This is a genomic window from Micromonospora sp. NPDC005206 (assembly GCF_040608175.1).
Lineage (GTDB): Bacteria > Actinomycetota > Actinomycetes > Mycobacteriales > Micromonosporaceae > Micromonospora.
The window spans coordinates 41,477-55,328 of record NZ_JBEXHU010000014.1; the positions used below are offsets into that span (position 1 = coordinate 41,477).

At 66.1% G+C, this 13,852-nt stretch carries 16 protein-coding genes; 11 read left to right on the forward strand and 5 right to left on the reverse strand.

The genetic code is table 11. The annotated features are described in order from the left end of the window. Positions 1-122: 122 nt before the first annotated feature. From ABZU69_RS21780 to ABZU69_RS21800, 5 genes are all read right to left on the reverse strand, one after another. Positions 123-218, reverse strand: a complete 96-nt coding sequence (locus ABZU69_RS21780) for a transposase (protein ID WP_354966168.1) — start codon at positions 216-218, stop codon at positions 123-125. Between the two features lie 275 nt (positions 219-493). Further along, positions 494-1,933, reverse strand: coding sequence for an aldehyde dehydrogenase family protein (locus ABZU69_RS21785; protein ID WP_354966169.1), 1,440 nt, complete (start codon positions 1,931-1,933; stop codon positions 494-496). Further along, entirely contained in the window at positions 1,930-3,039 is a 1,110-nt protein-coding gene (locus ABZU69_RS21790; protein ID WP_354966170.1) for a tartrate dehydrogenase, read from the reverse strand. Before ABZU69_RS21790 ends, ABZU69_RS21785 begins: the two co-directional genes overlap by 4 nt. Continuing rightward, a complete protein-coding gene (locus ABZU69_RS21795) occupies positions 3,036-4,112 on the reverse strand; it encodes an alcohol dehydrogenase catalytic domain-containing protein (RefSeq protein WP_354966171.1) in 1,077 nt (358 codons plus the stop codon). Before ABZU69_RS21795 ends, ABZU69_RS21790 begins: the two co-directional genes overlap by 4 nt. Next, entirely contained in the window at positions 4,067-4,933 is an 867-nt protein-coding gene (locus ABZU69_RS21800; RefSeq protein WP_354966172.1) for a DeoR/GlpR family DNA-binding transcription regulator, read from the reverse strand. Before ABZU69_RS21800 ends, ABZU69_RS21795 begins: the two co-directional genes overlap by 46 nt. Before the next feature lie 135 nt (positions 4,934-5,068). Here ABZU69_RS21800 and ABZU69_RS21805 point away from each other — a divergent pair, with 135 nt between their 5' ends. The 11 genes from ABZU69_RS21805 to ABZU69_RS21855 all read left to right on the forward strand — a co-directional run bounded on the left by ABZU69_RS21805 (position 5,069) and on the right by ABZU69_RS21855 (position 13,730). Beyond that, positions 5,069-5,944: a PfkB family carbohydrate kinase gene (locus tag ABZU69_RS21805; RefSeq protein ID WP_354966173.1), complete on the forward strand. Its 876-nt coding sequence runs from the start codon at positions 5,069-5,071 to the stop codon at positions 5,942-5,944. A gap of 53 nt (positions 5,945-5,997) precedes the next feature. Further along, positions 5,998-6,924, forward strand: a complete 927-nt coding sequence (locus tag ABZU69_RS21810; protein ID WP_354966174.1) for a hypothetical protein — start codon at positions 5,998-6,000, stop codon at positions 6,922-6,924. Positions 6,925-6,928: 4 nt separating this feature from the next. After that, positions 6,929-8,305, forward strand: coding sequence for a sugar ABC transporter substrate-binding protein (locus ABZU69_RS21815; RefSeq protein ID WP_354966175.1), 1,377 nt, complete (start codon positions 6,929-6,931; stop codon positions 8,303-8,305). Positions 8,306-8,386: 81 nt separating this feature from the next. Further along, positions 8,387-9,343, forward strand: coding sequence for a sugar ABC transporter permease (locus ABZU69_RS21820; protein ID WP_354966176.1), 957 nt, complete (start codon positions 8,387-8,389; stop codon positions 9,341-9,343). Further along, positions 9,340-10,212, forward strand: a complete 873-nt coding sequence (locus ABZU69_RS21825; RefSeq protein WP_354966177.1) for a carbohydrate ABC transporter permease — start codon at positions 9,340-9,342, stop codon at positions 10,210-10,212. The genes ABZU69_RS21820 and ABZU69_RS21825 overlap by 4 nt, the downstream gene beginning before the upstream one ends. Positions 10,213-10,230: 18 nt before the next feature. Continuing rightward, a complete protein-coding gene (locus ABZU69_RS21830; protein WP_354966178.1) occupies positions 10,231-10,512 on the forward strand; it encodes a pyridoxamine 5'-phosphate oxidase family protein in 282 nt (93 codons plus the stop codon). A gap of 63 nt (positions 10,513-10,575) precedes the next feature. After that, entirely contained in the window at positions 10,576-10,830 is a 255-nt protein-coding gene (locus tag ABZU69_RS21835; protein ID WP_354966179.1) for a hypothetical protein, read from the forward strand. Between the two features lie 17 nt (positions 10,831-10,847). Continuing rightward, entirely contained in the window at positions 10,848-11,597 is a 750-nt protein-coding gene (locus ABZU69_RS21840; RefSeq protein ID WP_354966180.1) for a cyclase family protein, read from the forward strand. After that, positions 11,597-12,535, forward strand: coding sequence for a sugar kinase (locus tag ABZU69_RS21845; RefSeq protein ID WP_354966181.1), 939 nt, complete (start codon positions 11,597-11,599; stop codon positions 12,533-12,535). Before ABZU69_RS21840 ends, ABZU69_RS21845 begins: the two co-directional genes overlap by 1 nt. Further along, positions 12,532-12,687 carry a hypothetical protein gene (locus tag ABZU69_RS21850; RefSeq protein ID WP_354966182.1) on the forward strand — a complete coding sequence of 52 codons (156 nt, stop codon included), beginning with the start codon at positions 12,532-12,534 and terminating at the stop codon, positions 12,685-12,687. Before ABZU69_RS21845 ends, ABZU69_RS21850 begins: the two co-directional genes overlap by 4 nt. A gap of 41 nt (positions 12,688-12,728) precedes the next feature. Then, positions 12,729-13,730, forward strand: a complete 1,002-nt coding sequence (locus tag ABZU69_RS21855) for a zinc-dependent alcohol dehydrogenase family protein (protein ID WP_354966183.1) — start codon at positions 12,729-12,731, stop codon at positions 13,728-13,730. The last annotated feature ends 122 nt before the right edge of the window (positions 13,731-13,852 follow it).

Sequence of the window (13,852 nt, forward strand, 5' to 3'; positions counted from 1 at the left end):
GCCGCAACCTGGCCAGCTCCGCGCGTACGTCCTCCGACAGCGCACCCGCGCCGCCGGCCTCGCCACGCTCCTCGCGATCCTTCTTTACCCAGTTCGCCAGGGTGCCATCGTTGATGCCCAGGTCACGCAACCTGAGCGATCGACTTCCCGGTCTCCCGCACGATGCGCACCGCGCCCGCCCGGAACTCCGGATCGAACCGGCGTCTCGTCTCAGCCATGAACCTCTATTTCTCAAGCTCTGGCCTCCACGCTACGAGGGGAACCGCACACTGCCCGGCCGCGATCAGACGCTCGACGATGTCTCTTAGCTGCCCAGCGGTAATCGTGGCTGAGTCATCACCAGGCGCCAGCCGGACCTATGTCCAACGCGAGGCCAGGCCGTGCACTGTCAGCACCGTGCAGGGGTGCACGTAGAATCGTGGCCCAGTCCCATCATGGGGGCATCGGGCTCTCACAACAGGTGGACTACTTCACGGGGACCCAGTCAGCTCGGTCACTTCTTCATCACGACAAGCTTGTACTCGGTGAGCTCGCGTACTGCATAGGGAACTCCCTCTTTGCCCTGGCCGGAGTCCTTCACTCCGCCGTAGGGCATGTTGTCTGCACGGAAGTTTGGGGCGACGTTCACGAGGACGGCGCCGGCTTCCGCCTCGGCGGCGATCCGCAGCGCGGTCGACAGGTCTTGGGTGAACACCGCAGTGTTCAGGCCGAATCTAGATGCGTTCACATCCTTGATCGCCTCGGTGAGATCGCTGACCCGGTTAACGGTGACGATGGGCCCGAACGCCTCCTCGCACAGCACTGCCGACGTCGGCGAGGCATCCAACAGCACGGTTGGGGCGACGACGCCGTTTTTGAGATCGCCACCGGTGCACAGAGTCGCGCCCTCCGCGACGGCAGCCTTGACCCAGGACAGCACCCGGTCTGTGGCGGCCGTAGTAATGAGCGGGCCGACGACCGTTGCCTCGTCGTCTGGATCACCCACGGGCAATGCCTCAGCCTTCTCGACAAGCTTGTCCACGAAGGTGTCAGCAACGGTGTCGGCAACGTAGACCCTCTGCAGCGAAATGCACGCCTGCCCAGAGAAGGTGAACGATGCGCTCGCGGCGGCCGCCGCGGCGGCGTCCAAATCGGCGTCCGCGGCGACGACCATTGCGGTGTTGGAGCCGAGTTCGAGAACATGACGCTTGCGGGCCGACTCGGACTTCAGCCTCCAACCGAGTTCGGCGGAGCCGGTGAAGGTCACGACGGCGGTGCGTTCGTCGGCGAGCCAGGTGGACACGATCACATTCGGGTCCCCGGTGACCAGATTCAGCATTCCGGCGGGCAGGCCGGCGTCGGCGAACGCGGCGACGAGCAGGCCAGCGGTGAGCGGTGTCTTCTCGGATGGCTTGAGGACCACCGGGCAGCCTGCCGCGATGGCTGGCCCCAGCTTGTGCGCGACCAGGTTCAGCGGGAAGTTGAACGGGGTGATCGCGGCGACGATCCCGACTGGCGCCGGAATCTCGAATGCGAGCAGACCCTCGCCCGCCGCCACCGCATCCAACGGGACAGTGGCGCCAGCCAAATGACGAGCTTCATCCGATGCCAGGCGGATGGTGTCGATGCCGCGCGACACCTCGCCGCGGGCGGCGGTGATGGGCTTGCCGGCTTCGGCGCGGATCGTGGCCGCGAAGAGTTCGGAGCGCTGCTCGATGAGGTCGGCGACCTTCCGCAGGACAGTGGCACGGGCGTGCGGCGGCGGGACGATGGCCGAGGCTGCCGCGTCGACTGCCGCAGTCGCGTCTGCCGCTGCGCCGGACGCGATGGTGGCGACGAGCGCTCCGTCCCAGGGGTCTATGACTTCGAAGGTGGACGCGGCCGGGACCCATTGGCCGGCAATGAACATGTCCTGGTGCCTCATTGCAGAGGTGGCCCGGTCGGTCGTGATCATCGTGGGCTCCCGCTGGGGGTCGAGTTGGTGAGGTGGTCGAGGACGGCCGTGGTTACGTCCTTGGTCGTGGCGGTGCCGCCTAGGTCGCGGGTGCGAGGCCCGTGACGCAGGACGCCGTCTACGGCTGCGGTGAGTTCGGCCGCCGCATCGGGGTGGCCAAGGTGATCGAGCATCAGACTGGCGGTCGCCATCTGTGCGAGCGGGTTGGCCCAGCCGCGGCCGGCGATGTCGGGCGCGGAGCCGTGCACTGGTTCGAACATCGACGGGTGTTTGCGTTCGGGATTGATGTTCGCCGACGCCGCAAGACCGATGGACCCGATGCACCCGGCGGCAAGGTCGGAAAGGATGTCCCCGAACAGGTTCGAGGCGACGATGACGTCGAACTGCTGCGGTCGCAGGACCAGCGCGGCGGCGAGCGCGTCGATGAGGACGCTGCGCAGCTTGACGCCCGGCGTTCGCGCCACGACGTCTGCCACGACCTCATCCCAGAACGGCATTGTGTGGATGATCCCGTTCGACTTTGTCGCTGATGTGAGCTCGCCACGCCGCCCGCGTGCCAGGTCCGCGGCGTAGGCCGCGATCCGGGTCACTCCGCTGCGAGTGAAAACGGCCTCCTGCACGGCGGTTTCGGCCTCGCCGACCCCGTACCTGCCGCCGACCTGCGAGTACTCGCCCTCAACGTTCTCCCGAACGATGATCAGGTCAATGCCTTCGGGATCCTTCAAAGGGCTCGGAACCCCGGGCACGTGCCGGACCGGCCGTAGGTTGACGTACTGCTCAAAGGTTCTCCGCATCGGGATGAGCAGGCCCCACAAGGTCAGGTCGTCCGGGATGCCGGGGGCACCGACGGCGCCGAAAAAGATGGCGTCGTGCTGGGCGAGCTGGTCGAGGCCATCTTCGGCCATCATGCGGCCATTGGTCCGGTAGTACTCCGAGCCCCATGCGTACTCGACCCATTCGACCTGTATGCCGTGCCGGGACATCAACGGGTCGAGCACTTCCAGGGCGGCGGGAACGACCTCGGTACCGATGCCGTCGCCGGGGATGAGAGCGATGGAGTGCCGGGCCGAGCATCGCGTGGACTCGGCTTCGTTGACGGCACTCATGCGTTGAGCCCAGGCACAATTTGGATCTTGTCGCTGGCCCCAGTGCGGGCGGCGGCGATGGCGTCGACGGCCTTGCCGAGCGGGTAGGCGGCCACGCGCAGCTCGTGCAGCGGCAGCCGGGTCAGTAGGCCGACGGCGCGCAGGTGCGAGAAGGGGTTGATGGCAGTCCCGAGCAGGGTCAGTTCTTTGGTGTAGATCTCGTTCGGACTGACGGACGCCCGGGCCTGCGGGTCCGCGACACCGAAGACGAGCAGGCGGGCGCCGCGCGCGGCGAGGCGGATGGCGCTCTCCAGGACGGCAGGCAGACCGACGGCGTCGACGACGTACGGGAAGCCGTCGCCGCCGGTGAGTGCGAGGGCTTGCCGCTCGAAGTCGGGGTCGGACGGGTCGAGGGCGATGTCGGCGCCCATGCGCATGCCAAGGTCTCGGCGGTCGGGTCGCATGTCCGATACGACGACCGGGTGCGAGCCGAGGCTGCGGGCAAGGGCGACGAGCAAGGCACCGGCCGGGCCGCAGCCTTGGATGAGGATGGGCAGGCCGGACATGAGACCCAAGCGGTCCATCGCATGTACGCAACACGACAATGGCTCGGTGAGGGCGCCGATGGTGGCGTCGACTCCGTCGGGGAGCCGATAGGCGATGCGGTCGGGCACGACCATGAGCTCGGCCATGCCACCATCGAGGTGGACGCCGTACGCCTCCTTTGCGACGCACATGTGCTCCATCCCGCGCCGGCAGTATTGGCAGACCCCGCAGTAGCGGTGCGGTTCGACGGTGACGAGATCACCCACCTGCAAGCCCCGCGCGCCGTCGCCGAGGGCGACGACACGGCCGGCCACCTCGTGCCCGAGCGTGACCGGGGGGCGGGCCGGGTAGTGGCCATCAAGGATATGGGTGTCGGTGCCGCAAACGCCGACCGCTGCCGGTGCGAGCAGAACCTCGCGGGGGCCGGGCGTGGGGTCCGGCAAGCCGACGACGGCCAGCTCGCCGTCACCGAGGAACCGTGCTGCCTTCATCTGTTGTTCTCCTAACGCGGATCGTCGATCGGTGTGTGGTCGGACAGGCTCGCGCATCGAAGGTCGATGCCGTTGTCGACGAGCAGGGCAGCATCGGCGGCGCTGATGGCGTCGTCGATAACGGCGTGGTCTACCGCGTCCAGCCCGCAGACTCGGACCATGGCGGACGAGCCGAACTTGCCGGAGTCGGCAAGCAAGACGACGCGTTCGGACACCTCGATGAGGGCGCGCTTCACCAGCGCTTCATGGTCGCTCTCGCAGTAGACGCCGCGGGGGCTGAGGCCCCCGGCGGCCAGGAACAGCGTGCCTATGCGCAGGTCACGGATCGCTTCGAGCGTGGCGGGTCCGGCGAAGTCCTGCGTCTCGGGGTGCAGCTCGCCGCCGAGGCCGAACACGTGCACCTGTTTCAGCGGTGACATGGCAACCATGGCGGGCAGCGAGTGGGTTGCTACAGTCAGTCGCCGGCCCTCGGGCAGCATCTTCGCCAGCTCAAGCACCGTGGTTCCGGAGTCGATCCCGATCGTCGCCCGTGTTCGGATGAACCGCAGCGCCTCGCGGGCGATGGCTCGCTTTGCCTCCCTCGCTGCCGCAGAGCGGACCGCGAAGTCGCTCGGGTTGAGGGCCTCGGTGGACAGGGCGGTGACGCCGCCGTGCACGCGCCGCACCTTGCCTTCTCGGGCGAGTCGGCCGACGTCGCGGCGCACCGTCATCTCCGACACGTCAAGCGCAGACGAGAGCTCCGTGACGGTGCAGAAGCCTTGCTCGCTGACCAGCTCCAAGATCTGCCCCCGTCGCTCGGGCGCTGACCCGTACCGCAGTGGCGTCTCCGTCATGTCTCCGTCTAGTGCCGTGGCAGCTATGCCGATCGGGTCGCTCATATCGATGTCTCTCCTTCGCCGGGTGAGACGGGTCTACCACTCGCGAGAAAACCATGTCGCAGTGTTTACAACCCCGCAACGTTTGTGAGAGCGTACCCGATAGTTGTTGGAAAACGAACAACTTGAGGGGTGATTATGGTCCGGCCCACAGCCTTGTGTGTCGGCGCGGCGACGCTCGACGTAGTCGTCGAGGTCGACCGGATGCCGAACGAGGACGGCCGCGAGGTCGCTCGGGAGAGTGTCACCTCCTTCGGCGGCCCCGCCGCGGTGGCTGCGCTCACGCTGGCCCGGCTAGGTGTCGACGTTGCCTTCGCTGGCGTCGTCGGCACCGATACCGCCGGAGATGCCGTCGTCGCGAATCTGGAGCGCAACGGCGTCGACATCAGCCGCGTGATCCGTGATGGGTCCTTCGCGACCGCGACCAGCGCCATCATCATCGAGACGACTTCAACGGGCCGGCGCATCATTACCAGCAAGCCACCGCGGCCGGCTCCCGTGCACGTGTCTGCCGGTATCGGCTGGGTGCACGTCGATCACGTCGGCTACCAGGCCGCCCCCAATCTGGCCGGCGCCCGCCTGTCGGTGGATGACGGGAACCCGGTTCCCGGGCTCGACCTCGCGCGCGTCGACCTGTACGCGCCCACCCTGTCGATCCTGCAGGCCCGGCTCGGACCCCTTGAGGTGCAGGCGCTCCTCCGCGCCGCACAGGCTGCAGGGGCTGGAAGCGTGGTCGCGACCGATGGTGCCAACGGCTGCTACGTCGCCCACCGCGAGCGCGTCACGCACGTGCCGGCCTTCCGCCAGCCCGTACGCAGCACCCTCGGCGCCGGCGACGTCTTCCACGGCGCGCTGCTCGCTGCCGCCATCCGAGGCCTCGACCCGTTCGAGGCCGCCCGGTTCGCCGCCGCGACGGCTGCGCTGTCGTGCCGCTCGCTCGACGCCGTTAGCGGTATCCCCGCCCTAGACGAGGTGAATGCGCTCCTTGCCGCCGCTACGGCAGCTAGTTGGTGACCCAACGCGTCCCCACCGCCCGAAGCTATGTCCTGAACCCACAAAGGAGAGACATGCCCATCGCCTCCAGCCTGGACCGTTTGCAACTACCCGGCGGCGGGTTTGCCATGCTGGCAATCGACCAGCGCGAGTCGCTTCGGACCATGATGTCCGTCGACCGCGCCAATCCGGTCACCGACGACGAGCTCGTCGCCTTCAAGGCGGCCGTCGCGGACGAGTTGACGCCGCTGGCCTCGGCCATCCTCATCGACCGCGAGTTCGGGTTGCGCGACGGCATCCCGCCCATCGCCCCCGAATGCGGAATCATCTTGTCCGTCGACCGGTTCGTACAGCAGCCCGGCCAGATCGTCGAGCACTCTGACGTCGATCCAGTCATCACCCCCGCGGTCATCGCCGAGGCAGGCGCGTCTGCCGTGAAGCTGCTCATCATTTGGCGGGCAAAGGACTCGAAGAACCAACGTGACGACATCATCGGCCAGTTCAATCAGCTCGCCGCAGATGCCGGTGTCGTGACCGTCCTCGAGGGCGTCGTACGTCCCGACGACGGGACCTGGGCCACCCCCGCTCACCGTGACGACGCCATCCTCGCCGCTGCCACCGAGTTCGCCGCCAGCCGTCCTGACATCTACAAGGCCGAAGTCCCCGGTCTTGGCCAGCTTCCGGAGGAGGAGTTGACCGACCGCGCCCGGGCAATCACTGAAGTTCTCGGTTGTCCCTGGGTCGTGCTGTCCTCGGGCGTAGCCCCCGACACGTTTCCGTCAGCAGTCGCCGCAGCTCTAGCGGGCGGCGCCTCGGGCTTCCTGGCTGGCCGCGCGGTGTGGTCGGAGTCCCTGACGCAGCCGGACATCCGGGCACACCTGCGCTTCCACGCTACCGAGCGGCTACGTCGCCTCATCGATGTCGTTCAGAGCGCCCCCTCAGCGTCCCTCCCCGAGCTCGCCGGCTCGGCTGCCGCACCACAACCGTCAAAGGAGATGTGACCCGGTGAAGACACACCCCACTCGAGCTGTCCTGGTCGCCTTGGCGACCGTCGGCATTTTCTCGGCCAGCGCCTGCTCGGTCGGCACCTCGAGCACCGGCTCGTCCGGCGGCGACAAGACCATCACGGTGGCTGTCGTCAACAACCCGGACATGATCCGGATGCAGAAGCTGACCGCATCCTTTAGCAAGACCACCGGCATCAAGGTCAACTACGTGACGCTGCCCGACCAGGACCTGCGGCAAAAGGTGACCGCCGCCGCCGCCACGAAGTCGGGCCTGTACGACGTCGCCATGATCTCACCCGGCGAGGTCCAGTCTGGTTACGCGTCCAACAACTGGATCCTGCCCCTCGACGACATGTTCGCCAAGCTCCCGCAGTCTGAGCAGACCTCTTACGACGTCAACGACCTGCTCCCGGCGGTCCGGGACGCCCTGTCGGTTGGCGGCAAGCTCTACTCGCTGCCGTTCTACGGCGAGTCGAACATCACCTACTACCGCAAAGACCTGTTCGACAAGGCCGGCATCAAAATGCCCGACAAGCCGACATGGTCGCAGATCCAGGAGTATGCGGCCAAGCTGCACAAGCCCGACGCCGGCCAGTACGGCATCGTCCTGAAGGGCATCCCGCAGTACGGACAGCTTGCTCCGCTGATGACGGAGATCAATAGCTACGGTGCCAGCTGGTTCGACACGAGCTGGAAGCCGCAGTTCACCTCGCCAAAGTTCAGGCAAGCCGTCACGGACTACGTAAACCTCGTGCGCAAGTACGGCGAGCCGGGCGCGAGCAGCGTCGGGTTCGAAGAGGGCCTAAACCTGATGTCGCAGGGCAAGACCGCTCTGTGGATCGACTCCACCGTCGCTGCCGGCGGTCTCGAGGACCCCAAGACCTCGAAGGTCAATGGCAAGATCGGCTGGGTGCAGGCCCCGACACAGGGCTGCGACAACGGCAGCCACTGGCTGTACGCCTGGGCCTTCAGCATCGTCAACGGCAGCAAGAACGCCGACACCGCATTCCAGTTCATCCGCTGGGCTACCAGCAAGGACTACATCAAGCTCGTAGCCGACACCGATGGGTGGTTCAACGTTCCTCCCGGGACGCGCACGTCGACTTACCAAGCAGGTGAATACCAGGAGGTCGCGCCGTTCGCGCAGGTCACCCTTGACGCGATGAACAGCGCGACGAACAACAAGCCCTCCTGCGAGCCGGTGCCCTACAAGGGCACGACCTCCATCTTTATCCCGGAGTGGGCCAACATCGGGACGCAGTTCGCGCAGGGGTTGTCCGCCGCGGTCAGTGGAAAGCAGTCGGTTGACGCATGGCTGCAATCCTCGCAGGCCTACGCGGAGAACGTCATGAAGCAGGCCGGCTACTACAAGTGAGCCGGCGTCGGCCCTCGGCCGGCCCCAAGCAGGCCGGCCGAGGGCCCTCCGCCCATGGACACCCCTTCACTGGAGAACGCCATGACGACGATCGCCACAGCACCTGGTCCCGTTGAACCCGTCGTTGACGATGCGGCAGACCTGGCATCGAGCACCAGTAAAATCAAGCGCCCCAAAGGCCTGCTTTTTCCGGCGGTCGCATTCCTCGTTGTCGTAACGCAGGTTCCGTTCGTCGTGACGGTGTTCTTCGCGTTCCGATCGTGGAACCTGCTGAGGCCGCAGGATGGGCAGCATTGGGTCGGCGTGCAGAACTTCCTCGACCTCGCACACGCCGAGCCTTCGCTGCTGCGCACAGTGGGACAGACCATCGTGCTGACAGTCGTCACTGTCGCGGTATCGACATTGATCGGTTTGGGCCTCGTACTGCTGATCCGCGCGCCCTTCCCCGGGCGCGGAGTGGTGCGAACCGTGCTCATCACTCCGATGCTTGTCATGCCTGTAGTGACCGGCATTCTCTGGAAGAAGCTGGTGCTAGACACGGGCAGCGGCATTCTGCCGTGGATCGCTCGCCAGCTGGGTGACACCGGTTTTGCACCCCTGTCGGAACACCCCATGCCGGCGGTCATCATCATGTCCGTCTGGATGTGGGCGCCGTTCGCCATGGTCATCCTCATGAGCGGGTTGTCTTCTCTCGACCCCGCCACGGAGGAGGCGGCCCAGATGGACGGGGTAGGCGCCTGGTCGAACTTCCGCTACATCGTCCTGCCGCACTTGAGCAGTTATCTGGCCATCACCGTACTGCTCGGCCTGATCCTGGTGCTGCCGACGTTCGGCGTCATCTACGTGACCACGGCAGGTGGTCCCGGCTACGCGACGACGAACCTCGCCTACGCCGTCTACCAGCAGGCGTTCGCGAACTACAGCATCGGAGCGGCGTCCGCTCTGGCGTTGACCGACACGGTCTTCGTCATCTTCGCCCTGACCGGGCTCATGAAAATTATCGGCAAGACCATCGTTCGCGGAGAGGTGATCGAATGAGCACCGCGACGGCTACTCCCGCCACTACACGGATCGGGCAGGTCAAGGCGCGCCGCAAGGGCCTGAGCGCCGGAAAGGCCCTACGCATCGCCTGCTGCTACATGATCGCCTTGCTGCTGGCCAGCCCGCTCATTCTCATGATGCTCAACGCCTTCAAGACAGAGGCCGACGCGTTCACCGTCCCCCCGAAGCTCATCTTCACCCCGACACTGGACACCCGCTCGGTCGTGCACACCGGGTACGTGCCGGCCCTCATCAACTCCGTCATCGACGTCGGAATGTCGACGTTGCTCGCCATCGCGCTCGGCATCCCTGCCGCGTTCGGGCTGGCCTTTTACAAGTACCGCGGCAACCAAAACATCATCTTCTGGATGCTATCGACCACGTTTATGCCCAGCGTGGGCGTCATCCTGCCGATCTATGTCACGTTCAACCGGCTGCAGCTGTTGGACACCCAGACTGCGCTGATCATCATGTACACCGCGATGAACCTGCCGCTAGTCGTGCTCATCCTGCGCTCGTACTACCTAGACGTGCCCAGGGAGATCATCGAGGCGGCGCTGGTCGACGGTGCCGGAACCTGGCGGCTCTTCCGCTCTGTCGTTGGCCCGATCGCGAGACCCGGCATCGCCACGTCCGCGCTGCTGGCGATCATCTTCGCCTGGAACGAGTTTTTCTTCGCGATCATGCTCACCGGCTCCCGGGCAGGAACCATCCCGGTGTTCATCGCGAGTTCGCAGACAAGCCAAGGTCTGGGGCTCGCCTCGGTTTCGGCGGCGTCCCTGCTGGCCGTCGCCCCCCTCGTGATCCTGGGCTGGCTGGCGCAGCGTCACCTGGCCGAGGGATTCACCCTCGGCGCCGTGAAGTGAGGAAATCCATTGCCACGTATGAGTGCTGAGCAGATCAGAAGTTTCCTTTCCCAGCCCGGCCAGCTGATGCGGCTTGGGACGGTAGACGCCGACGGCATGCCGCGAGTCGTGCCGACCTGGTTCCTACACGAGCACGGCAATCTGTGGTTTACCCCCCGCGCACGGTCCGCCTTCCTGGCGAACCTGCGCCGCGACCGGCGGGTAGGTATCTCCATCGACGAGGAGCCCCACCCATACCGCAAACTCACCATTCAAGGCACAGCTGAGCTGGTGAATGACGTCGGTGGCGACGACGACTAGCGCGACACCTACCGGCGCATCGTCGCCCGCTACATCACACCGCCGGAGGCCGGCGAGGCCTACGTGCAGGACACCATCGACCAGCCCCGCGCCCTGTTCAGTCTCGATCTCTCCGCAGCCAAGGTGACGTCGTGGCGCAATCCGCTTGACTACGAGGACCTGTCCAGCATGTGGGCGCGCCGCTACTACAACGACGGCAGCAAGCTTGCCCACGCCGTTGCGACTCGAAGCGACGGCGGCGCTCGCAGGAGCGGCGAGGGTGGGTCCGGGGCCGGCTGGTATCAGCCAGCGCCCGCCACGCCTGTGAACAACCAGTAGAACCGGGAGCCTGCCCCATGACCACCGCCACGTCCGCCTTGGCTGAGTTGCTCCGATCGGCGAACTACGTGGACCTTTCCCCGACCATCGAGAATGGGATGCCACGGTGGGTGACTCACCCCCCGCTGATCGTCAACCCAACTGTCAACCATGACCACGACGACTATTACTGCCAGACCATCAGCCTGGCGGAGCACACCGGGTCGCACATCGATGCGCCAGCGCACATTCACAAGACGATGATGGACGCCACCATCGACACCGTCCCCGTTCAAACGTTCCTGGCACCGGCGAAGGTGTTCGACGTCAGGCCGCTCGGGCTCGGCCCGGGGGATCTACTCACCGCCGACATGCTGCGGCAGATCGACGACGCCTCCGGCGCGCCACTGCAGGTCGGCGACGTGGCCCTCGTCAACTTCGGCTGGTGGGAGCGGTACTGGTTTGTTGACCACCGCTGGCGCTGGTACAGCGAGAACACCCCCGGCCTCAGCGAAGACGCATGCGCCTGGCTGACCGAACGGCGCCCGGTAGCCGTCGGCGCTGACAACGTCGCCTTCGACATCGCGCTGCACGATGGCGTCCAGGTGCAAAAGTCCTACGGGCACGACGACTACTTCCTGCCCAACAGCATCTACATCATCGAATGCCTGGCCAACCTTGACCAACTGCCCCGCGAGGCGTTCTTCATGGCCTTCCCGCTGAAGATCGACCGCGGTTCCGGCTCCCCCGTCCGCGCGGTCGGCCTCACTTTCCCCAGGGGCACCTGATGGTAAGCCGAGTGGCTTGTTCTGGCGTCCTCATCCTGGACGTCCTCGGCCGACCGTTCGACGCCATCCCGACCGCTCAGAACTCCACGTTCATCGACGAAATCACCGCCTCCGTTGGCGGCACCGGAGGCATCACCGCTGCCGCGTTGGCTCGCCTCGGCGTGCCTACCTCGGTCGGGGGTGCAGTCGGCGACGACACCCTCGGCGAGATACTGCTCGCCAGGCTGGCCAGCTTCGGCGTCGACGTATCCGCCGTGGCCAAGCTCGACGGCGTGGCCACCTCGGCCAGCATCCTGCCGATCCGTACCAATGGAGAAAGGCCTGCGCTACACGTGCCTGGAGCAAGTCTCGCCGTAACGCGCGAGACACTTGAGGCTCCCGTCGGGAACGACGTGAGGTGGTTTCACTTCGCCGGAGCATTGAGGATGCCAAAGGTTGATGGCGGGCCAGCCGCAGAAATGCTCAAGGCATTGCGGGCAAGAGGCACCGTGACGTCTAGCGATGTGCTGGGCACCAGGACACCGAACAGTGGACAGCTCCTCGAGCAGGTGTTGCCGCACCTGGACTACTTCATGCCGAACCTTGCGGAAGGTCAGGTCATTACCGGGGAGCAGACGCCTGAGCGGGTTGCTGACGTTTTGGTCACCCGGGGGGTCGGGTGCATTGTGCTCAAGCTAGGGGAGGACGGGTGTCTCGTGCGCACAGCAGACGTCGAGTTCCGGGTGCCCGCAGCACCCGCCAAGGTGATTGATACCACCGGTTGCGGCGATTCCTTTAGCGCTGGCTTCATCGCTGCACGCATGGAGGGACTGGACCTGGAGACCGCGGCCCGTTGGGGCTCGGCGACGGCGGGCCTAGTCATCGAGCGGCTCGGCGGCGACAGCGCCCCAATCACAAGAGAATTGGTGCAGGAGCGTCTGGTTGCACTAACGCTTTGACCGATCCTGGCCCGGTGGTCTGGGGCACCGACTCACCCTTCGTCGACTACGAGATGGAGTTCACCAAGATGCGGCGGGTGGCCGGCTCGGACGCAGCCCACGAAATGGTGTTCGGTGGCAACCTCGCCCGGATCCTCGGCCTCACCAGCTAAGCCGGCAGCGGTCACAATCGTCAGGAAGGAAATTCCCAGCAATGCGAGCTGTCATTCTGGACCAGCCGGGGTCCCAGCGGATCGGTGACCGCCCCGATCCCACACCGAAGGCCGGTGAAGTGGTCGTCCGCGTCCACGCCTGTGGGATCTGCGGTACAGATCTGCACATCCTCGACGGCGAGTTCCCGCCGACCCCATACCCCATCACACCGGGCCACGAGTTCGCCGGTGAGATCGTCGAGCTCGGTGCCGATGTGACCGGGCTCGCGGTCAGTGACCGGGTCGCCGTCGACCCGTCGCTGTTCTGCGGCCGCTGCTGGCAGTGCCAGCGGCAACGCGGCAACCTCTGCGAGAACTGGGGCGCAATCGGCGACACGGTCGACGGCGCCTTCGCCGAGTACGTGGCGGTACCGGCCGGCAACTGCTACCGGCTGCCGGACTCTGTGGACTACAACGCCGGGGCCCTGGTCGAGCCGGTTGCCTGCGCGGTACACGCGATCCACCGGCTTAACATGGCGGTGGGCAGCTCATTGCTGGTCGTCGGCGCGGGCACCATGGGTCTGCTGCTGATGCAGCTGGCACAGAGCGCCGGGGCGTACGAGGTGGCCATGGTGGACCGGGATCCCGCCCGGCTCACGTTGGCCGCCCAGCTCGGCGCGGCGGTCACCGCCACCTCGGTCGAGAAGGTGGTGGACGAGCACCGTGGCCGGTTCCAGTACGTCGTCGAGGCCACCGGTGTGGCCGCCGCAGGCCAGGCCGCGCTCGGCGCGGTGGAGAGCGGCGGGACCTTCATGGTCTTCGGTGTCGCGCCGGAGGATGCCCGCCTGCAAGTCTCCCCGTTCGACGTGTACAACCGGGAGATCAGCGTCGTTGGTTCGATGGCGGTGCTTTCGACCTTCGCCCCGGCCGTCAAGGCGGTCGCGTCCGGCGTGATCGACACCGCACGGATGGTGACCCATGTCGAGACCCTGGACCGGTTCGCCGACGCGATCCAGCTGACCCGGCAGCGGGCGGGACTCAAGGTGCAGGTCAAGCCGTCCTGAGCGGCTAGGCCGCTCGGGTACGGCTGTCCGGACGGCGTCTGCGTCTGCGGGATTAGAACCGATTAATAATCCCTCGCTGTTGGGGTCATAGGTTAGAGTCTGTGGTGACCGGAACAACAACC